Here is a 22343-nt window from a genome sequence, read left to right on the forward strand (position 1 = left end):
CAACACGCGTTTCCGGATCGCGGCCGGACCGGTCCGCGACAAGCCATGGGGATAACCTCTTCAGAGGAACCAATCTGCCAGCCAAGTCTCTCGCGATTCCGATCGGCTCCGTCGTCCGTGTATCACTGTGAATCCGTGAGGGAATGAAGGTACATGTGTACAGGGTCATCGGGCAGATCTCGATCGATCCACCCGGGAATAGGCGTCAGGCCTCGAGCCCAAGGCGCCAATATTCGGTAGACCGCCCGAGCATCTGCGGGCCGCTGAGCCGGCTCGCCGGTAAGCATCTGATGGGTGAGCTCCTCCAGCTGCGGTGGTACGCCACTCATCGATATCGGCGCTTCAGTTCGATTCCAGGCATGTTCCATCAGCTGTTCACGCGATCCGAAAGGTCTTGAACCGGTAAGTAGTTCGTAGAGTAGACAGCCGACCGAGTACAAATCACTGGCTCGGCTGGCCGGCATACCCTCCAACAGCTCGGGAGCCATGTAGTAGAGCGATCCCGGAGCTTCGCCCCACTCGGTGATGGTGGAGTATTCCCCAGACTTCAATGACGTGGCTGCGCCAAAATCGATTACCTTGACCAGACCATTAGGAGAAAGGACAAGATTCCCCGGCTTGACGTCCCGATGTATCAACTCGACTTGGTGAGCAGCCGCCAGCACCGCGCATACCTGGGCTGCGATGCATGCGGCCCAGCTCACTGGCAGTCCACCGCGCTCACCGATCAACATGTTGACGGTATCTCCGGGGACCAACTCCATCACCAGGAAAAGCTCACCGTCACTGCCAAAGTCGTATATCGCGGGCACACCAGGGTGGTGCAGTCGAGCGGTGATTCTGGCTTCCCGGTTGAACCGGCGCCGCGCCTCAGTGTCAGTCGCAAACTCATCGGCGACGAGTTTGATGGCAACTTTGCGATTGAGGCGCAGGTCGATTCCACTCCACACCTCTCCCATGCCACCGCTCCCGATAGCGGACGTGATGCGGTACCGGTCGGCCAGTGTCTTCACGGCAGGAACCTGCTCTTCTTGCCGCTCCAAGTGATGACGATGCTGTCGCGGGCCCGGGTGGCTGCAACGAAAAGCAGGGAGCGGGCGCGTTTCATCTCCATGCGGAAGCGCGCTGGATCGCTCTGCTTCAGGTCGAGGATGCGGCTGGCGGGCACCCAACCCTCTGCCACGCCCGCGAGGATCATCCGCTGGTACTCCAAACCCTTGAAGCGGTGCATGGTGCCGATGTGCACGGGTGCGTCGATCTCCCGGGGGCCATCGGGTCCGATCACGCTGGCGTGAATGTCTGCCTTGCTCAGGCGTTTCGCGACCGCGTCCGCCATCCACCGCTCGGGTACCGCGACGGCGATGGATTCACTGTTCCATGTGGTGATCTGTTCGGCCAACCCATCGAGTTCGGCTTCCCACGTCGCATAGGACCGGAATGCGGGGTCCGGCCCCCGCAAGACCGACCGATAGCCGGAGAGGTCGTCGTTGCCGTCGTCGAGATCGTCCCATTCCTCGTCACCGAGCAATGCGGCGGCCATGCCCAGGATTTCGTGGGTCGTGCGGTAGCTCAGAGTCAGTTTGGCTGACCGACCACGGATGTTGATACCCAGCTGTCCAAGCGATGCGTACTGACCGTAAATCCGCTGGTGCGTATCACCGGCGATGAACAAGTCGTTCGGCCCATCTGGGACCATGGCACGGAGCATCCGCCAGTGGGTGGGGCTGAGGTCCTGAGCCTCGTCCACGACGATGTGCCGGTATCGATGCCGCAGCTCGCTACCTTGTTGTGGCGCAGTGTTGTTCGCGCTGTCGATGGCCTTGGTGCGTTCAGTTTCCAGGAGAGCGGCCCGTTCTGCGACCTGCCGCAGCGTCCAGACGTTCTGTTCGTCCAGCCGCTTCACGTAGCGCTCGACCAGACGCCAGATCGCAGCGCGCGCTTCCCTGCCGATGCGCTGTCCGCGCCCGGCACGGCGGGCCTTGAAGTACTCCGCGCGGGTAGTCAAGCCCTGTCCGAGAATGACCTGGGTCCACTCATCGTGCAAGAACTGCGGATCCCACCGTTGCTCACCTTGCTCGGAGAGGAGTCGCTCCCACTCTTCGACGGCCTTGGCGTCATTGATCCATTGCCTTCCGGCGCTGCCGGTAGCCTCTGTGGTCACCTTGACGGCGAGCTTGTCGATATTGAAGATGTCGACGCGGTCGAGGATTTCGGGGCCGGCTAGGTCAAGTAGGCGCTGCCGCAGGTCGGCGGCAAGGTTGGTATTGAAGGTTGTGAGGAGAACATCCTTGCCCGTTCCTGGGCCGAGGCGGTCCACCAGATGCTTTACCCGGTGCAGCGCGACGATTGTCTTACCGGTTCCGGGGCCCCCACTGACCCGGGCGGGGCCGCTGTATTTGCGGGCGACAATCTTGCGCTGGGTGGGGTGCAGAAACACCTTCCAGCGACCGAAGTCGCCCTCCTCCAGGATCGCTTGCAGCGCACCGTCTTCGGTCGTCACGGTGGCAGGGCGCGCCAGTGCCGCCTGGTAATCCTCGGCGTCGATCTCCTCCGTGGCCGCGACGGGGGTGGTGATCTGCTCCAGCACCTGCTCGGGCGTCTTCCCGGCATACAGCTCGAGCAGTACTTCGGCGGTGAGCTGCGGGGCGTAGGAGATGAGGCCTTGCAGTTCGTCCTCTGTGGTGATCTTGGAGATGAGCCCGAGCAGCGGCTCCGCGACACCGAGGCCCAGCAACGTCTCGGCAGCGTACTGCACGAAAAGCGGTGTCGGCCCGGCCGGTTCCTCCGGTACCGCGGCTTCGGCGGTCACCAGGTCGACGAATTCGATACCACCGCTGACCGGGTTGATCTGGTAGGCGTATCGGTCGAGGTTGTCGTAAACCTCCTGCCGTGGCTTGATCGCGACGATCACGTAGTCCTGCCCACCGGCGTGCAGCAGCAACGCCCGGTAGTCCAGGTTCACACGTGCCGAGAACAGTCGGGAATTACCCTTGAGCTGCTTGAGTTGCAAACCCGGTGACTCCGGGTTTTCCCGGAACTTGTGCTGGAAGTCGTAGATCGCGCCCTTGACGGCCCGCGGAAGCTTCAGCACTTCGTTGTAGGCCTTGTCGAGCATTCGCAAGGTGGCGCCACTCATCGTGTTCCTCCGATTCGTTCGGCGAGTTCGGTCGCCGTCCACGCCGGAGCGGGGCGTGCCTGCCAGCCCGCATCGGCGAATGCGGCGTCACGTTTGCGCGCCTCGTCATCGTCTCCAGTCAACACCACCGCGACTTTAGCTGTGGGCCAAGCCAATTCCGCTTGCCAGGCGTGCTCGCCCAGCTCATACCCAACCTGGGGGGCGGGGACGCCGAGCGCATTGAGTTCATGCGCCAGTTCGGCAAGCCCGGGTTCGTCCGGGTCGAGTAGGTCGCGTGCCTTGAGCCATTCCGCCGATACGGCGTAATCGTCCGGCGCGGGCCGAGGTTCGGGTTTGGGCTCTCGCCGCGGTGGCGGAGGCAAGGTTTCGTCGGTCAGGTCGTCGTCCAGCGGCAGGAGGCTGAGCATGGTGAGGAAGCCGCTGCCGCCCGCTGCCGCGAGTTGGTCGGCGTCGAACTCGTCCAAGATGGACAGGGCAAGTTGCGCACTATCGCCCGCGCCGAAGTCGAGGAACTGCAAGAGATTTCCCCAATACAGCCACATGGCCCAACGCTGTTTGTGAGCGTCCGAATCGGCCTCGATGGCGTCGTTGCCGTCATCGATCACCGTGAACGCACTCCACACTGGGTCAGCACGACGATCGAGGATGATTGCCAACGAATCAGCGGCGATTATGGCGATCTTGCCGGCCTCCGAGGCGGGCAGTGAGGTCCCCCGCAGTGCGGCCAGCACCCGATCCGCGACACCGGCGGCATCGGACATGCTCGGCGCGGATTTCGCAGTCTTCGTCGCTCCGGCCACCACCGCTTCGGCCCGTGCCCGCCACACTTTCTGCTCCGGATCAGTCAGATAGGCCAGAAGAGTGTCGATCGGATTGGCCCACATGGTGGTTACCAACTCGTCGGTATTGCGATGGGTTTGCTGCTGATAGACGGTCCGCGCGGCGTTCTGCGCATTGCCCTGGTAGGGCGCGACCAGCGGCTCCTTCGAGGTATTCGGGCCGAAGCCCCGCAACTCCCACTTATCGATGTCGTTCCAGGTGAGCTGGAAGACCAGGCCACGGTGAGCACGCAGGCGAGCGCGTTTACGCGCGTCATCGGCGAGCCGGTTGTGAGTTGGAGAGGCATGGAACTCGTAGCCGTCCAGGTAGACCGAGACCTCTTGTGGATCGCCGTCGACCAGGCGGAACACCACATCGGGGCGAGTTCCGCGGATAGTGTTCTGCAGCAGCATCTTCCAGTGCCGCACCTGCCCGTCGGGTCCTTCGATTCGCAGGTCGGCGGTCCGCTTCCCGCCCACGAGCTCACCTCGGGCCAGAGCGGCCGTTGTGTCAGTCCGCCCCGCCCACTTCGTGAGTCCGTCGAGGAATCGGGCTTCCAGTTCGCTTTCCACCTGATCCCACAGCGAGATCTGATCGGTGTCGGCGACTTCGGCCACCTCCCAGTCGGTGAGCAGATCGTCCAGCATCTCGAGCGCGTCGAGGCGACTCACCTTGTCGTACATGGCGTTCGGCACGTGCGAGAGCAGGCACCGATGGCACGCGGCCTTCGGCGGTGTCTCGTCCTGGCAAGGGCAGGTGACCACGACTTCGCGGGCCGCGACGAGTACATCACGGAACCCGTCGGAGCTTGCCAACCGATGCAGGTAGCCGGTGCCGCCGGGCAAGGTGTCATGCAGCACCAGGAACCGACGCCGACGGCCGGTGTCCTGGTCGGGCATCGTGGCGGTGGCGATTTTCAGGTGATCCGGGTCGCCGCCGTACTTGCGGGCCACGCCGGCCATCAATGCGGCCTGGAACGTGGCCGAACGTTCCTCGGCCCGCAGTGTGGCGATGGGCAACAGGATGCGCAGCGCCTCGGTCTCGAGTTCATGAGCCAGGATCAACTTCAGGTACTCCGCGTCCTTCGCCGACCGCCGATACGGACACCAAGGCCGGTGGTGCTGTCGCGACTTGTCCCAGATCGACGGTGCGACAAGACTGTTCGACGACGCGACCGGCGGCCCGTCAACGGTGGTGCCGCCGCAAGCGGGACAAGTGAAGAACGGGTTGAGTCGCACGTCCTCACCGGCGAACCTGTCACCGGCCGGGCGGTCGTAGCGCGTTGTGCCGAGGTTGAATCCGCGGACTACCGCGCGCCGGGTGAAGTCCACTCCGAATACGGCTTTGGTGTGTCGCCATGAGCCCTCGGCGATATCGGCGGTATCGATATCGACAGCGGCGACCGTCTCGTAGTACCTACGCTTGCGGTCGTCCTGGTCATCGCGAATGCGGGCATCGTCGCGACGATCATGGGCGGTCACGCGCGTCGGACGCAAAACCTTGTGCAGCGCACCGACTTCCCCGATGTCGGTGGCTCGACACCGCGGGCATGGCGAGGTGTCCTCCGCGGCCCGCGAGGTGCGCACATAACCGCAGTCGGGGCACACCCGCCATTGCTGCCACGCCGGCCGAGTCGGGGAACCGACGTCCAGCCCGCTGATCTCGTGCTGGTAGCCGCGCATATAGAAGGTGTTGCCCGGGGCGAGTTCGGTGAGGGCAATTCGGGCAGGACGGCGGTATTCGCGGACCTCGCTGTGGTATTCGCGATCCCCGGCTGAAGTATCCTCGTCCCAGGTAATAGTGGCTTCGAGGGCGGTTGCCGAGTCGATGAGCGAATAGTTGGGCAGCAGCCCCAACTCGACGAGCGCGCCCTGGGCGTTCTGGCTACCGATCTCGTTGATGCGCTTGGAGATTGCGCGACGTTCGGCGCGCATCGACCGTTTCACGATCTGGTTGTCTTTATCGTCCTGCGAGGTCTCCATCGCGGTGTCGATGAGCTGAAGGCGTTCCCGCAGGTCCGCCAATCGTTCGTCCCAAGTTAGCTCGGCTTGCCGCACGACGTCGACGAGGCCGGAGACGGCGAAGGCGCGCAGGTCGTTCGTCGCGTCGGTGGTGACCGTATCGCCGAACAGATCGAGGAACGGTTCGACAGCTCCGGAGGCCAGCGCGGCGGGTACGAAGCCTGTCAGCCAACCGGTTTCGCCGAACAGCGCCGACGCACGACGCGGCAATGGCAGCACGTCGGGCAGTCGATCCCGGGCGGCGATGTCGACCAGATGTGCCAGGTACTGCCGACGCAGGATCTCCACGGCCGACAGGTAACTTCCGGGCGGAATGATCTCGCCGTCGATCATTGCCAAGGGCTGATCAAGGAAGTACAGGTCTCGCGGCGTCCGGCCGACGAGAGTAACCAAGAAGGCATTGCCGGTCTTACGGCCGGCACGGCCGACGCGCTGCACGTAATTGGCCGGTCCGGGTGGCAGAGAAGCGAGCACCACCGCCGACAGATCGCCGATGTCGATGCCGAGTTCCAATGTGGGCGTGCAGGACAGCACATTCGGGTCGTTATAGCGGGTGCCATCCTTGAACTGCTGCTCGATCTGCTCACGCTGACTGCGGGTCAGCGAGCCGGTGTGCTCGGCGGTCACCACCCGGAACGGCGTACCGAGGTAAAGATGGCGGTAGTAGTCGTTCTTGTCTAGCAGGTCGCGCACCGACAGCGTTCCCCCGCAACGGTATCGAGGGCAGGGCTGACCGAACCAGTCGCCAAACTGCTCCGGATGGACGGTCTGCTGCCAGGAGCAACGATCACAGCCGACGCCCGCGCCGGCGACCTGGTTGTTCTCCAGGAACCGGACGCGAATGTGGCCGGGCTGCAAGCCGTATACCTGTGTGGCACCGTCGGCGGTGACCCGCTTGGCGATCACACTCTGCGCGGCGAGCAATGGCAGGAATTTCGACAGATACTCGCCCGCTTGCCCGCGCGCCAAGCCCAGGCACCGAATCGCCCAGTCCTGCATCCATCCCTGATCTGAATCAATACCGTCGAATTCGGAGCCCTTCTTGGCGCGGTCCCGAACGAAGGTGGGCGCGGACAGACCACGCGGAAATGCGGGCATCCCATCCGGGCGTCGACCCCAAATTGTCCCGAACCGCTTGGTGCCCGCATTGTCGATCCAGCGGTCCAGCCACTGGTGCTTGATCGCACCGCGGTAACGCATTCGCTCCAACAGGCCGCGGACGAACACGAGATACCGCTCGGGAGACTGCTTTTCGATCTGCCCGGAGACCTGCATGTGCGCGTCCCGCGCGAGCTCGGCCACCAGCTCCGGCTCGTCGAGCACGACCTCCGCGGCAGCGGTGCCGGTCAGCTCGAGCGTGCGGCCCTGCCGGGAACGCAATCCGAACTCCAGAATCGCCTGAAATGCCAGCCGATCCCCGATGAGATCCCAGGCATGTGGGCTGCCGGAGGTTGTCTCAGCCAAGATGGCGTCGATCTCGGGCAGGTCGTGCAGATCGGGCGGCACCACCGCGGGCAGCGCCTCAGCTTCGGTGGCTGCTCCCGCCAGATCAGCGATCAAGTCGTGCAACAGGATCGGTGCCTCCGAGTCGAGGCGACTGGTGATCAGCCGGCGCAACGAGAAGGCGTAAGAGCGATTGGCCACAAAACCGGCCCGGTGCGCGGCATCCTGCACGGAGTCGTTGAACAGCAGGGTTTTCCGCTGAGCAGGCTCGAGTTGACCACCGGCGAATAGCTGAGTGATCGCCACCGACGCCAGACTTGCCAAGCCCGCACCTAGGAATCGGATGCCTTCGTCCATATTGCAAGCCGGACAGCGGTCCTTCACAGCAATACTGTTCGCCTCGGGGCTGGTTCCGACATCACCCAGGACATACACGGTGTCCGCACGCAGCGTTTCCTGCGGATCGAACGGCCGAACGCGATCGTTGTCCAGTACCAGCAAGCCCCGAACCCCGGCCTCCACTTCCTTCTCGGTGGCCTTGATCAACGGCCGGACCCGCTTCTTCTCTGAACCGACATTGGCCCGATAGATCTTGTCAGGGTTGACGACCAGTTCCGCCGGATCACGTTCCGGCGAGTAGGCCGACCATCCGGAACGGCCACAGTGCCGGCAGTAGACCGCAGGCAGTCGAGTCTGACCACCCGGATCCATTAGCGAATCCGCATCACGGACCGGCGGCTCCCCTTCCCAGGCAAACGCCGGCACGGTATCCACCACACGCGTCAACCGCGACACGGCACGCGCCCAAATATGGGTTTCGATAAGCAGCAGCGGCTGTTTCGGATTGTCCGGGTCCCGGGCTACCGACAGCAGCGCGATGAATCGAGCGAGCGCTGCCGCTGCTTTGCGGGGATTGTCGCGGATAGTCGCGCCCCAGGTATACGCACCACGCTTGGGCAGGAGCTCCAGGATCTCCGCCATAGTGCGCGGACGTCCCTTCTGCTGCTCACCGTTGAGGATTTCCAGCACCGCGTGGGTGAGGATGTGCTTGCGCAGGTACTTACCGAGTTCTGCCGGGTTGAGCGTGGTGAATCCGGTGACGGCTCCGGCAATTTCGTCCATAGCTCCCGGATACCGTGACGGGTCGGGGCAATTGAGCAGATCCTCCGGAGTCGGCAGCGGCAGTCCGATATCGAGATCATCCATGAATTCGTCCACGGTGAGCCGGTCTTCGCCGATCACGGACCGCTCCGGGAACGGCACGCCAAACACCTTCTCGGCCACCCGCCGAATCTCCGAGCTGTCGCCGCCCTCGCCCAGAGTGGCGGAGGTCGCCACCGGGCAGATATCGCCCAGAGGCGCGCCAGGCCGCGAATGCCCGGTGGCGGCAGCCAAGCGGCGCAACAGCATTGCCACATCGGTGGCCTGCGCGCCGTCGTAGGTGTGGAACTCGTCCACCACGACATAGGCGATCCGAGCGTCCTCCCAGAGCGACAGATCATCGGCCCGCTGCAACAGCAGATCGAGCATCTTGTAGTTGGTGATGAGGATGTCCGGCGGATTGCGGCGGATCTCCGACCGGATGGTCATCACTTTCGGATAGCCGACCTCAGGGGTGTCACCGATGTAGAGCGCAGCGGTGACCTGCTCCATACCAGTTTGGGTGAGCAGCTCGTTTATGCGTTGGGCCTGATCCGTGGCAAGTGCGTTCATCGGGTACAGGAACACGGCTTTCACACCGTCGTGGCCGCTCGCGCGTTCGCGCTGGCAGTGATCTAACACGGGTATGAGGAACGACTCTGTCTTCCCGGAACCAGTACCGGTCGTGATCAGCGACGGCTCCGCACGCTTGCCGAGAGTGCTGAGACGCTGCCACGCCTGCGCTTGATGCAAGTGTGGCACGAAGCTGGCCGGCGCCCATTGCAGAGGGCTCCTCCACCTCTTCTCGTTAACCTTGCGGAACTTCGTACGAATCCGTAGGTACGGGCCACGGAAGATACCTTGCTGCGGGTGTTCGAGAAAGCGTTCCAGGGCTTCCCGCACCGGCGGCTCGGCCAAGGCGAAGGTTGTTGTGAGGTACTGCGTCAGGCTCTTCCGCAGCTCCTCAGCCGCAAGCGTTGGCTTCACACTGCACCGTCCACATTGCTCACCTTGTCAGGCAGGGGCCAGTCGGCCCGGCGCAGACGCTCAGCGAAAACGGCGTGCGCTTCACGATATTCAGCTTCACGATCAGCTTTATAGAATGGTGCCTCGTAGTCATCCGGAACCATGCCGTTGATCTCCGGGTCAAGATAATCCATCAGCTGCCTGAAATGCTCTTTCTTCTGGCCACACCCAAAGGCATATGGGTCAGCAGCAACGCGACGACCGTTTGCATCGAACCATGTCTCGGACTCCCGGTCTCCCAGAATCGGGTATCGACCTCGATAAATGGCAGTCAGCTGATCAACCGTCATACCCAACCAAACCGCCACCAATACGTCAAGCTCAACCAATGCGGCACGCCGCTCGCGCTCGGTGCGGAGCGGAGTTTTATAATCCCACGTTGGCTTAACTTCGCCGAGCGGCTGTAGATTAGGCCAACCTACGGCCCACGTCTCCTTCAACCAAGATGGATCATAGAGCTCCACCCACAACTCGGAGTATGGCTCGGTCAAGCAATTTAGGCGCAACGTCCGCAGCAATAGCGCGGAAGCCAAGGGATGGTCGGGGTCAGCCGCCGGCATGGAGTTTGCGTCAGAATTTCGTAGATCCGACCGGCCTGTAATGCGCAGCAAGTAGTCAAGTGGAAGCGTAGCCCAGAATCCGGCAGTCAGAGCGGTTCCTCGATTATCCGACAATGCCAGGGTGTGCACGGCGTCCACGTGCGCCGGACCAGGAGGAATCAGTGCGGAAAACAATGAACGTTCCGTACTTTTAGGATCGATCATCCGCCGCCAGGCCATTCTAAAGAACGACGTGTAAGAACGAGAGCCGCCCTCCGTCGTGACCCACTCGTCCTGCGCACCCTCGTATGTCTTCCGATCCGACTGGCGGATATAAGTGGTCCGAGGAATAACGTCCTCCGGTAGCGTAGTCAGATCCAAGGATACCCAGTCCCTACCGTTCTTGAAAGGCTCGTTAGGCTCCTTCGAAAACGGTGTTGCGATACCGAAATGAGTTCCCTGGAGTATAACCTCCTCTATAGATTCCGGACGTCCTACGCCATATTCGATAAGCTCATCCTTCTTAGCAATTGACTCGTCGTACCCACGGCTGATTTGCGGATTATACGACCGGAGACGCAGCAAGAAATCGCCTAGAACCACGATTGCTCCCTGCTCTCGTACGGATACAGGAAAGAGCAGCGTAGCCTGCTCAACAGGGACATCAGTCTCACCGCTAATTCTGCGCCACTGCTCAAGCAGTGCATTATTGACCCGGACGATTCTTTCCGCGTGGGGTCTACGATCCCAATCTCCATGATACTTCTGACCAGGCGTGTCCCCAGTTCCAGAATGCTCAAATGAGTCGACCAGGACCTCCGCGCAATACAACTGGCTTAGGTGATCGAACCCGATAGCCTTCCTAGTACCGTAGATGTGCACCCCAAATTCCCTTGTGCGACCGATCTCGAATGCCCAGTTTCCCGCGTTGACAAAATTGCCATGGAGGCGGAGATGGCGATAGGCCTCAGCACGGAGTGGACCCTCTTTTACTCCGCCAAAATGGGTGTCCGGATGAACAAGACCAACTGCGCCCCCTGAGCCCAGGCTGTCCCATGTGCGGCACATAAATGCACGGTAGAGATCTGGCTGAGTTCCCATGAGAAGCGGATAGGAAATGCCACCGCCTAGGAAATCAACCATCGCTGTCACAGATGACAGCTCCCCTGCAAAGTACGCGCGCGAAGTCTTATTTTGCAGCACGAGATCCTTGCGGGATCGAAGCTCTGTAGCGCTCGGCTTCTCGGCAAGCATGAACCAGGGATCAACCTCGGCGAGAATCGGGGCCTCCTCCCACCGGGGACGAACCCACGGGGGATTGCCGACCTGAAGATCGAATCCGCCTCGATTGAAGACCTGGGCGAATTGCAACTCCCAGTGAAAGAAACCGTGGTAGTGGGCGACGCGTTCAGCAGCAGAAAACCACGGAAACCGCTCGCCGAGCTTGAATTCCGAATCCATACCCATCCACATGGGCAACTGGTCCTCGTACTCCTCAAGGTCGGCAAGACTCTCGAAGCTGGTAACGAGCGAGCCTTCAGGTACATCGACCCGCCCAAGAACGGCTTCGGCGAAATCCAACCAATCATCTAGGTTTCGGAGTGGAATGGTCTGCCGGACCGGATCGAGTCTGCGACGATGTGCAGGCTTGGGTTTCCGTACGGCTGCCGCCTGCGCTTGGGCATACTCTGCTAGGTCGAGTTGTTCGTCGCCAAGACTGAACAGCGACTCGGTGATGTAAACCTGCTCGAATCCGGTGGGCTTGTCAGCCATCGGCCGATCGGCGGCGGTCGTTGTCGAAATCAGCGAATCCAGTATGGAATCCGTCGGATGATCCTGGGTGTATATAGCGTCAGTGCCGTCTAACAATCCGACTTTATCCAATGGCCAGAACCAAAGAGCACACCAGGCGTCCATAACCTGCTTCATTCGCCAGTACGGCGTACCGGGAGAGGTGAGGTCCAGATACACCTTTTCCTTGAGGACGACATCCTCCGGGTGGGTGAGCCAATCCATACCCCACACTTCGACTTTGCGGCTGATTTCTCGCTCGGAGATTGTCAGGCGTTGGATCACCAGGTCCCACAGGTATTCGACGCGGCCCGCGAGGGCCTGGAGTCGCTCAGCCTGGGAGGACCGACGACCGATTGCCTTCTTATCGGAGACTCTCCTCTTCATGCTCTTCCGCCAGCTGGCCAACTGCTTGGTCTGATCAGGCGCTATGGATCTGGCTTCTTTTGCACCCGCCACGGCGCCCCACCCGTCGGCGGGCACTAGGAAGTGGTGAATCTTCCCCGCTGACAATGCTCCCGCAGAGAATGGCAGATCCTCGGGCGCCTGTCGGAGCCATTCACCTTTGGTCAATTGGACAGCGCTGTATACCTTGCGACTTGCTCCAATGAGCGAGTTGCCGCGGCGAAGATGCAAGCCGAACCAGGGAGCCTGGAGGCCCGGGTGCATGACATTGAGCCAGAGGGAGACCTCGGCCAGCTCGACGGCGGTCTCGTTGAGGTCGACACCATACGAGTTGTGTAGGGCAATATAGGCTTTTGCCTTTTGCAATTCTTCTTCATAACGTTCCGAGTCAATGTCGACCCCACGTTCGCGCTGACGGCGCTTCAGGTACTCCGCCGCCACCTGATTGATGGCCTCGTTGAGGAACGCGCCGGAGCCGAGCGCGGGCTCGCAAATCTTCCAGTCGAGGATCTCTTGCGCCGTAGTGGTCGTGCCGTCCTGATCGAGGGAGGATTTCAGGGCGAGCTGAACGGTGACACTGGTGAGTGATTCGGGCGTGTAATAGGAGGCGCTGGTCTCGCGGTCGCGGCCGGCGAGACGGTAGACGAAGGTGCCTCGCGGATAGCGTTTATACTCTTCGACCTTCCCGCCCTCGTCCTCGAGGCGGACGAATACCTCTGCGGGATAGTCGTTCTCCTTTGAGGCCGGGATCATCCATGACCCGTCCTTGGGTTCGCCATTCTTTGCAACCTCGAACAGGTCTTCGGTAGCGATGAACCCGGTGTAGGACATCAGACCCTCGTACACTGCACCCAGTTGGTTGATACCGAGCTGAGCGTAGGAGATGAAGCCGCCACGCTCCTTGCGTCGGCCCTTCGCGAGCATCAACTTGCGCAGTACCTCATAGAGGCAGCCGTTGCTCAATCGGGTGTCGATCACGCGGCCTTCGTCGTCATCGAGCAACAGGTCCTTGCGGATGAGGCCGATCGCCTTGGGCTCGAACAAGTCCGAACGCATGGGTTCGAACCGCAGTCCTTCGTCCTCGGAGACCTCCTCACCCTTGCGCGGCCGATGTCCCTTGTTGACCAGGCGGAACAGCAGATCCAGCGACTCGTACAGGTGGAAGCTGTCGCGTGCCTCCTCACCGCTGAGGTCGCGCACTACAAGATCGCCGAGGCGAGCGAGGCTGTAGCCCTTGCCGTAGTCCGGATCGTCGGTAGGCAGGATACCCAGCTCCGGGCGGGCTTCGGCATAGAGCAAGAACAAGATTCGGTAGAGGTAGCGCAGCGACTCGCGGCCCAGCTCTTTGGCGAGGGCGGCAGGCTCCATGATGTCCTCGGGGCGCGCGCCCTGGGCACGGACGCGGTCGAGAACCTCGTTTGCGATCAGCTCGACCGATTCCTTGAGGCCGTCGCGGAGTTCCTTCGAGACGCCGACCGCGTGGTTGCGGGAGCTGTTCAGTAGCTCAGCCAGGGGTTCGGAGCCGCCTTCGGCAGGTGGCAGCAACGAGTCAGCGCCGAAGAGGGCGGCGATGACGGCCAGTTCGTCGACATCGTTGCGGCCCAATGCGATATCGAGGCTGACGCCGAGGAAGCGGCCTTCGCCCCAAGTCGCGCGGTCGGCCAGAATTACCACGCCGCCAGCGAGGATGAGCACGTAGCGAGGCGGGGTGTCGCCGGCGAACAGCCATCTGGCCAATTTCGTGCCCGAGGTGATCAGCTCGTGGTTGTCCAACGGCACTGGGTCGAGCAGCTTTCCGGCCTGGTCGTCGTCGAGTGCGGCGTCCACGTCGACAGCCCAACCGCACTCCATGGCGATCAGGTGGTCGTCGGCGTACGCGACCGCGACAGTGTGCTCACGACCTGCCCGTTTGACGGTCAGCTCGCGTGGCTGCGCTTCGAAACCCAACGCGCGCAGCACATCACCATGCAGCTCATGAAGTTGCTTGCGCCATTCGGCCGACTCGTGCGCGGTGAGCGGCTGGTCACCGTCGCGCCGGCGAGCGTCGAGATCGGCGAAGAACGGACGGTCGGCGAAGAACGGTTTGCGGAGGGCGCGCACGCCCTGCCGCGGGGTCACCCATTTCGGTGTCGACTCGTCCGGCTGCTCCTGGCGGTGCTGCTTCTCCTGTTCGGTCCAGCGCGCCAGCAGGCCGTCCTTCTTCTTCAGATCCTTCGGCAATACCTCGGCCAGATAATGGGCCGAGAAATAGTCGCCGCGATTGACGAGGGAGTCAAGCCTCAATGCACTGCCTCCTGCTCCGGTACGAGAACGGCGAGCACCCGCAGCAGCGGCGTGCCGGTGGTTTGCATGGCGGCCAGCAGCTGCTGCTGACGCTCGACGGTGTCGTCTATGTCCTTCGCCTTGTCCTTGCGCCCCCGCGGGGAGATATCGAGGCCGTCGAGGGTGAGCTGCTGCCACGCCTGTAGCTTGTCGCGGTAATCATTGAGCGGTGCAACAACTTTGGTGTCGTAGTCGCTGCGGCGGCCCTCCAGGTGGGCGCGGGCTGCTGCCACCGCATCACCGACGCGGGCCTGCAATGGTGCGAGGTCGATGGCTCGGCCGGTGTTGGTCATAACAGGCCCGACCTTCGCGTCGGCCAGGACCTCCGTCATCGGCCGCGGCGTCACGCCGTCGTGAGTGACGGCCATCCACTCCACCACGGTGGGTTGACCCAAGGCGTTGGAGTAGATGCCCTGGATGAGGAACACCGGTTCGTCGACAGCGGCCACGATCACCGGGGCTTTCTGCCGCCCCAGTCGCACGAGGACCTTGTCGGTGACCCAATCCACCATCGGATGCAGGTCCGATAGGTAGGCAATTTCCGGCCACATTGTTTTGGTGTCGCGGGCCTCGGACAGCTTGCGCTGGGCCAGCTTCCGATCAAAGGTCACCTTCATGCGGTCGCGCACCTTGTGCATGCGCAGGTAGTCGGCAGGCAGCGAGGACAGTCGATGGACCAGGTCCTTGGGCGGCGTGAACGCCAGCATCGCCCCGTCGTCTTCCAGGTCGTCCAGTAGGTGCAGAGAGGTTACGGACTCCATCACGAAGGCCTCCGTGCTGTCGAACAGGTGCGGGACGTCCGCGCTGGTGGGGTCGGCGTCCACGGCTTCGACTCCGACCGAGCCCAGCAGATCAGCGAGCACGTCGTCGAACGGCTGCACATCCAGGGATTCCTCAACGGTCTTGCCCGCCAACAGATCCTGGATCAGGCGGCGCTCCTCGCGTTTGGCGCCGTACTCGCCGGTGACAGCCTCCGCGGTGCCAAGGCTACGGTTAGCGGCCTCCTCCTTGGCCAGGAGCTTCTCCGCCACCGTCCGGTCATCCTTGACCCCCTCGATCTCCGAAGTGAGGATGAGTGCGCTGAACTGAGGCTGATGCTTTTGCCCGTAGCGGTCGATGCGGCCGTTGCGCTGTTCGATCCGGATCAGACTCCACGGCACGTCGTAGTGGATCAAGTGGTTGCACTGCCGGTGCAGGTTGACGCCCTCGGAGGTGACGTCGGTGGTAACCAACACGCGAACCTTGCTGTCGGACATGCCGAATCCTTCGATGATGTCCTGCTGGGTCTGGTCGGACATGCCGGTGCCGAGTAGCTTGTCCACCGCGTCAGCCGGCAGGCCCAGTTGGCGCGGGAGCACGCTGTGCAGCCAGTTGACTGTTTCGATGCTCTCGGAGAACACCACCACGCGGGTGTGGCTCTTCGGGCCAACACCAATCTCTTTCAGCTTGTCCACGAGCGCGGCCAGTTTGGCCGAGTCGTCGTCGGTCATCTGAGAAGTCAGCGCCTGCAAGGTTTTCAGAGCATCGACCTCGCGCGGTTCCTCGGGGTCCTCCAAGCGGTTGGCCACTGTTTTGGCCAGCGCCTTGTGCGACGACAGGAAAGATTTCAGCAGCCTGTACGGGAACAATCGGTTCGCGGTGCCGACCACCGGGCCGCCGACTCGCCGGTCACCCGCCAACCATACCTCGGTCAACTCGGCGAAGATCTTCTCCTCTGCCGGTGTCGCGGCGCAGCGCAGCGGCACCGAAGGGCCCCGATCCGGCCATTTGGTACCGATCTGGTTGCGCACTTCGGCGTCGGTCTTGGTGCGCCGAATGTAAAGGTGTGCAATATCTTTCGCCTGGTACTTCGAGCTGTCGGCAATGGCGGCCGGATCGAGCATGCGAATCAGCTCGGCGAACGACTCGCTGTTGCCATTGTGTGGGGTGGCGCTGGCCAGTAAAAGCGCATCCGTTTGACGGGCGAGCAAGCGAGCGAGCTTATTGCGCAGGCTAGTCTCGCCGATCAGGTTGTGCGACTCATCGATGACAACCGCGTCCCAGTGCATCTTCTCGAGGTGCTGGCCGTACTTGCCCCCGTTCTTGAGGGTGTCGATGGAGACGATGATCCGCTTGTAGTAGGTGAACGGATTACGGCCGGCGGGAATGTCGCGCTGAATGCGCTCGATACCCACCGAGTCCAAGCGAATCAACGGGATTGCGAACCGTGTCCACAGCTCGTGCTGGAACTGTTCGAGTACCTGCTGCGGAGTGACCACCAGGATTCGTTCACCGCGGCCGCGCCGGATCAGCTCCGCCAAGATCAGGCCGATCTCGAGCGTCTTCCCCAGGCCGACCACATCCGCAAGAAGTATGCGCGGGCGCAGGGCCTGCAACGCCTTCACCGCCGGACGCTGTTGGTAGACAAGCGGATCCAGGAGGAACCGATCGGCCAACGCCAGACCGGTCTCAGTCTGCGGCAGCGGGGTGCGGCGCAGCACGGCCTCGAGGAAGAGCCGGCTCTTCGCAAAACGCGGCGTCTCATCCAACTCGAGAATGGTGTCCTCGGGCTGGAGCAGACTGATCTCGTCCAATTCAGTGAAGAAGACCGCTTCCTCGTCGCGCACGAACTCCGACGCACCCACCGCGGTGATCCGGTAGCTGTCGCGGTCGTCGTGCGTGATCTTCGCGCACGTCCGGACGATCCACTCGGCGTCACGGACCTCGATCCGGGCGCCGGGTGGGTAAGCGGTTTCGGTCACTGTGCTCCTCGAGCTGTCAGAAACGGGCGGTAGAGGCGTAATTGTTGCGCAGTCGCTCGGCAAGACGGTGGATCACCGATCCCGGCGGGGCGACCGTGGAAAGGTCCTTGCGCGGCGGCTTGCGGGGCGGGATCTGCTCCGCGGGATCGGTGTCGCGTTCCACGTAGGTGGTGACGGCGAGGTTCCGGATCGCGGTCGACAACTGGTTGCCGACCATCTGCTCGAACCAGCTATGCAATTCGGAGACGGCAGGCCGGGCCGCCGGGTCGAACGCGAGCATGCGTCGCAGCAGAGGCTCGAACGATTCCGGGACTCCGCCTAGATCAGGCTGCGTATTCGGACTGGAGATCTTATGCAGCAGAACCAGGGCGACTTGGTCCTGGAAGGGAAAATGTTTGGTCAGGACGTAGAGCAGGGTCGAACCGAGCGCATAGACGTCGGTGGCAGCGGTCAGCTCCCGGGGCGTGTTGATCTGCTCGGGCGACATGCATACCGGCGTGCCGAGGCGGGCTTCGCTGGTGGTCAGATCGGTCGGTCCCTCCAAGAACGCGGCCAACCCGAGGTCGATGACCTTGGGACCTTCTCGACCCATCAGGATGTTGCCGGGTTTGAGGTCCCGGTGCAGCAACTCGGCAGCGTGGATGTCGGCGAGCGCTTTCGTCAGCAGCAGCCCGAGGGTCGCGGTCTGCTCTGCTCCGAGCGGACCGCGCTCTTCGATCAGTTCCTTGAGGCTGAGGCCGCGGATGTAATCGATAGCGAGCCAGGGCCGTTCCTCCGATTCATCGGAGGCGGCCAGAAGTGGCGCGACATGCGGGCTTTGTACAGACCGCAAGGCATCCAACTCACGGGCGAACCGGGCACGCACCTCCGTCCGACCTAGCAGCTCGTCACGAATCACCTTGACGGCCACGGGATCTCCGTCACCAGTGACACCGAAATAGACCCGGCCCATACCACCGTTACCGAGCCGACCCCGAATCGCGACACCACCGATCCGTTTGGGATCGGTACTCTTCAGTCGCTCCACCGGCTTCTCCCCTCGTCATCGAGTGGGTTCACAGCCCCCGTCGCTAGACCGGAGGACACGAGACCCACAAGTGTGTCGGCGGATCCAGCGGCCTGATGCGCAACACTCCGAAGTTCATGGATGCGCCGAAAGGCCGCACCGTACCCCCCTTGTTCGGACAACGGCAGCAACGGTATTCGAATACGGCTCGTTTCGGTGCGGATCGTGGACGAGATCGCCGACGAGGTGACATTTTCGGTGCTCGCAGCGAAACCGGCCAGGAACCACGGATCGAGACGATCTGGTTTCGCACGCAGTACGAGCACGCCCGAGCCCGCGACGACACCGGCATCCGTCGCGTCGGCGACTCGCACGGGAACGCCATCCGAGCGGGTGCCACGCACCGCCGGAAGCAAGACGTCGCCGACCTCGATCACCACGAGATTCGATGATGTTGCCAGGTCTCCCACGGTCTCCGACGCACGCACGCCAGTAACGAGATCGCGACCCGTCATCATCGGTCGCGCCCTGGTACCGTCGTCCCTTACGGCAGTGTTCTCTCCCAGTTTCGGGGCCGTGCGCAGCACTTGAAGCGCACCGCCCTGCGCTAACTCGGACACCGTCGCCATGCGCCACGATTTCTGCTGCGCCACAGGCCATCTCTGTACCGCTCCGAGCTCGGTGCGCAACGCCTCGACCTGTACTGAGAGTTCGGTCAATACCGTGTCGATCCGTTTCGACAGGGTCTGCGGATCCAACGGCGTGCGCGTGTATCGAGCCGGGGTCAGATCCACGAGGTCATCTAGCAGGGTTACAACGTGGACCGGTGCCGCGATATCCGGGATCGCCGAGAACGACTCCGGCTCGGTGTCGAAGGCCCGCCAGATCGACACTGCCTGATCTGCATACGCGTCGAAAGACTCCCGTGTTGATGCAGCATCCACAAAGAGCACTCGGTCCGGTGTCGATTCTCCGGTATCGGGGCGTCGCAATATCCACAGCTGCAACGCGAGCCCGGTTGACGGAACAGTCCCACTTGGCAGGGCGATGACCGCCCGTAATGCTCCGGCGCGCAGCAAGGCCGCACGGATACGCCGACCCGAGATCCGGGTGGCCACCGCCGGCGGCAATACGAATACGGCGGTGCCACCGGGGTGTAGATGCGCGAGTCCATGCTGCACCCATGCCAGCTCAGAATCGTTGCGCAGGGGTTCTCCGTACACCCAACGCGAGTCGAGCCTCAGATCGTCGGCACCCCAATCACGTTGCCCGAAAGGCGGATTGCACAACACTGAATCCACCTGCAAACCAGCGAACGCATCGGCTCGCAGGCTGTCACCAACATGCACCTGGGGCGCCACGCCAACTTCCAAACCCACGGACAGTCGAGCGAGCTCGATCTGAACCGGCACCACGTCTTGTCCATACAGTTGGGTGGCACTGTGTCGAGCAGCCCCGATCAGCAGCCCGCCCCGCCCACAGGCGGGGTCGAACACACTGCTCGGGTAACCACCATCCGGTCTCGCAAGTAGGTCTGCCATCAATCGGGCAAGCGATGGAGGTGTCCAGTACTGGCCGGCCTCCAGCCCACCCTGCAGTGCACGCTCTGCGAGCACCTCGAGCACCGCACGAGCACCATCCGCATCTGCCACCTTCCGCATCGCGGACGACAGTTCTTCCGAAATCCGCCGAGGCGTTCCGGTGATGACCAGTTTGCCGTGCTCGACACCAACCGCTCCCAGTAAGGGCATGACGTCCTCCGGACGCACCTGCGCCTGAACCAGCGTGCGCAATTCGGGGAGCGGCGACCGCGCCGCCTCCATGCCGCGTGCGGTCAGCCAAGCCTGAACCTGATCGAAGTCGAACAGTGGACGCGCTTCGGTACCTCCGGCGATGGCCGGGAAGTCGGGGTGGCGTCGCCGCCAGTTGCTGACCGTCGCCCGGGTGACGCCGGCATATCGAGAGATATCCGCTGCCGTGATCAGCGGTGGACCGTCTGACATACCCCTCCTCTCCATGTCAGCAGTCTTAACCAAACGGCAGTCGAAGTCAATTACCGATCGACGTGTTGACAATGTTTTCACGTTCGCTTAGCGTTCATGGCGTCGCCGAACGAGGCGTCGTCAACCGAAAGTTCACTTAGCAAGGACGTCGTGATGAGCAAGGTCCAGAACATGCGCAGCCCGCGCCAACATCGTGGAAACCGTCGCCTGCACGGCGTCCGTCGGAACCTCACCGTTTGCCACGGCGATGACTTGAAGAAGCTGCCGGCGCTCATCCCGGTCAAGCTGTGTCCCACTTACAAGCTGCGATATGTCAACCAACTGGAGGCCGAGACCGTTCTGGCCGGGATCCACCGCCCCGATTCCCGGCGGCGTGAACGGCGGGCCTACTCGTGCAGCCGTTGCGAGGGGTGGCACCTGACCAGCTGGTCGCTTGAAGACTTCGAAGCACGCCGAGGGGAAGCGGCGGTTACTGCGCGGGCCATGGAACCCATTACGCCCAATACAGCCACTACCGCGACCGCGACCGAACCGATCCCCACCCCGTACGAGGTGGCGGTTCGGTTGGAGGCAGCCGCCCGGCGAGGGTCGGCATCGACGGATCAGGCGAACCCCACCACGCAGGCGTATCCGACTGTGCCGCATCGGAACCAGTCCAGGAAAGCGCAACGCCACAGTTTCGCCGCGGTCATCGAACGCCGGCTGGCGACACCGCTTCGAAACCTGTTCCGGCGGTTTCCTCAGCACTGACCGTCATATCGCGCTCACCACAAGGCGCGAACTCGCATTCGACGCCTCAAGCCTCGACCACTCACAGAACAGTCACGGCGGCCCGTTACGCGGGGTCGCCTGATCCACAACGGCATCAGCCGACAGCATCTCAAGGAACACCATGCATTTCGTCACTCGGACCGCATCGACCATTCTCACCATCGGCGTCACAGCCGGTGCGTTTATCGCCTCTGCACCAACCGCTTTCGCGGCCCCGGCCGACACCGGCTCAGCCGGAATCTCTTCCGGCAACGGATGTGGGTCTCGCAGCACCGCCGATCGGTCCTTCCTCAGGGAGTCGTATCACGACGATGCGAGCTGCAAGGTCCAGGACTCTGCCATTCAGCTCGCGCAGTCCGAATGCCAATGGCTCGACGCCCATGGGAATTCGGCCCGCAACCACATCATCCTCGCGGAGCAGACCCGCGACACCTTGGACTACCCCTACACCTTCCTCGGTGCCGCGATCGACGCCTATTGCCCCTGGAACCAGCTCTGAGCCCAGTCCGATACGGCCGACGACCGGGACATCAGCGAGACAGTGTTCCGTCCAACAACTTCGAATCACTAGGAATGCCATGACTTATCAGCCTCCGCAATACCCACAGGGACCCGTCCCGCAGCAGTACCAGGTGCCGCCGGCACCGCCCAAGAAGTCCAACGCACTCAAGATCATCCTGATAATCGTCGCCGCGATCGTTGTCATCTGCGGCATTGGCGGCGCGTTGACCGGCAAGGACGACAAGAAAGCCGACACCCCGTCCGGGGGCGCACCCGCGGGCGCGACGATCGATGCCAGCCGCTCGACCGGCGCTAAGCCCGCGCCGATGCCCACGGTTGTCTACGACGTGCCCGCGATCGACAACATCGCAGCCGAGCTGACTGTCACCGACAAGCAATGCTTCGGCTCAGCCGGCTGCAATTTCAAGTACGAGCTCGCGGTAACCGCCACCGGGCCAATGAATTTCGATCCGGCGAAGACGTACCGCGTGACCGTCGTCGTGGACCAGGGCACGACCTGGGAACGCATTCATTCCATCAAGGTCAAGGGAACGAAGACCGATGTCGTTACCGGATCTGTCAGCAGCGACACGCTCAGCACACCCGTCGCCGTGATTCAGGCCGTTGTACCGATCTGAACGGCAGGCGCTCGCACCTTCCACCATCAATCTCCAGGAGA

The 22343-nt window shown here is 62.5% G+C and carries 10 protein-coding genes; 3 read left to right on the top strand and 7 right to left on the bottom strand.

The genetic code is table 11. The features are described from left to right. Positions 1-122: 122 nt before the first annotated feature. From AB0N05_RS13755 to AB0N05_RS13785, 7 genes are read right to left on the bottom strand one after another with little or no spacing between them, the layout of a single operon-like run. A complete protein-coding gene (locus AB0N05_RS13755; RefSeq protein WP_364692447.1) occupies positions 123-1013 on the bottom strand; it encodes a serine/threonine-protein kinase in 891 nt (296 codons plus the stop codon). Further along, a complete protein-coding gene (locus AB0N05_RS13760) occupies positions 1010-3136 on the bottom strand; it encodes a UvrD-helicase domain-containing protein (RefSeq protein WP_364692450.1) in 2127 nt (708 codons plus the stop codon). Before AB0N05_RS13760 ends, AB0N05_RS13755 begins: the two co-directional genes overlap by 4 nt. Further along, positions 3133-9546, bottom strand: coding sequence for a DEAD/DEAH box helicase (locus tag AB0N05_RS13765; RefSeq protein WP_364692453.1), 6414 nt, complete (start codon positions 9544-9546; stop codon positions 3133-3135). The genes AB0N05_RS13760 and AB0N05_RS13765 overlap by 4 nt, the downstream gene beginning before the upstream one ends. Next, the gene (locus AB0N05_RS13770; protein WP_364692456.1) at positions 9543-14603 is read right to left on the bottom strand and encodes a hypothetical protein; all 5061 of its coding nucleotides are present in this window, start codon (positions 14601-14603) and stop codon (positions 9543-9545) included. The genes AB0N05_RS13765 and AB0N05_RS13770 overlap by 4 nt, the downstream gene beginning before the upstream one ends. Beyond that, positions 14600-17446 (bottom strand): helicase-related protein, encoded by a 2847-nt coding sequence (locus AB0N05_RS13775; RefSeq protein WP_364692459.1) that lies wholly within the window; start codon positions 17444-17446, stop codon positions 14600-14602. The genes AB0N05_RS13770 and AB0N05_RS13775 overlap by 4 nt, the downstream gene beginning before the upstream one ends. Beyond that, positions 17400-18410: a serine/threonine-protein kinase gene (locus tag AB0N05_RS13780; protein WP_364692462.1), complete on the bottom strand. Its 1011-nt coding sequence runs from the start codon at positions 18408-18410 to the stop codon at positions 17400-17402. The genes AB0N05_RS13775 and AB0N05_RS13780 overlap by 47 nt, the downstream gene beginning before the upstream one ends. Further along, positions 18398-20392 (bottom strand): N-6 DNA methylase, encoded by a 1995-nt coding sequence (locus AB0N05_RS13785; protein ID WP_364692464.1) that lies wholly within the window; start codon positions 20390-20392, stop codon positions 18398-18400. The genes AB0N05_RS13780 and AB0N05_RS13785 overlap by 13 nt, the downstream gene beginning before the upstream one ends. Before the next feature lie 153 nt (positions 20393-20545). Between AB0N05_RS13785 and AB0N05_RS13790 the strand changes: the two genes are divergently transcribed. The 3 genes from AB0N05_RS13790 (at position 20546) to AB0N05_RS13800 (ending at position 22302) form a co-directional block, all read left to right on the top strand. Beyond that, the gene (locus AB0N05_RS13790) at positions 20546-21142 is read left to right on the top strand and encodes a hypothetical protein (protein ID WP_364692467.1); all 597 of its coding nucleotides are present in this window, start codon (positions 20546-20548) and stop codon (positions 21140-21142) included. A gap of 142 nt (positions 21143-21284) precedes the next feature. Continuing rightward, complete coding sequence (locus AB0N05_RS13795; protein ID WP_364692470.1) at positions 21285-21662, top strand: DUF732 domain-containing protein; 378 nt, start codon at positions 21285-21287, stop codon at positions 21660-21662. 79 nt (positions 21663-21741) lie between these two features. Continuing rightward, complete coding sequence (locus AB0N05_RS13800; protein WP_364692473.1) at positions 21742-22302, top strand: hypothetical protein; 561 nt, start codon at positions 21742-21744, stop codon at positions 22300-22302. The last annotated feature ends 41 nt before the right edge of the window (positions 22303-22343 follow it).

Origin of the sequence: Nocardia sp. NPDC051030 (assembly GCF_040683015.1) — a bacterium.
Taxonomy (GTDB): Bacteria; Actinomycetota; Actinomycetes; order Mycobacteriales; family Mycobacteriaceae; genus Nocardia.

Excerpts from the sequence above, each read along its gene's own strand:
- AB0N05_RS13760 (WP_364692450.1), bottom strand. The coding sequence starts at position 3,136 with ATGAGTGGCGCCACCTTGCGAATGCTCGACAAGGCCTACAACGAAGTG.
- AB0N05_RS13785 (WP_364692464.1), bottom strand. The coding sequence starts at position 20,392 with ATGTCAGACGGTCCACCGCTGATCACGGCAGCGGATATCTCTCGATAT.
- AB0N05_RS13790 (WP_364692467.1), top strand. The coding sequence starts at position 20,546 with ATGAGCAAGGTCCAGAACATGCGCAGCCCGCGCCAACATCGTGGAAAC.
- AB0N05_RS13800 (WP_364692473.1), top strand. The coding sequence starts at position 21,742 with ATGACTTATCAGCCTCCGCAATACCCACAGGGACCCGTCCCGCAGCAG.
- AB0N05_RS13795 (WP_364692470.1), top strand. The coding sequence starts at position 21,285 with ATGCATTTCGTCACTCGGACCGCATCGACCATTCTCACCATCGGCGTC.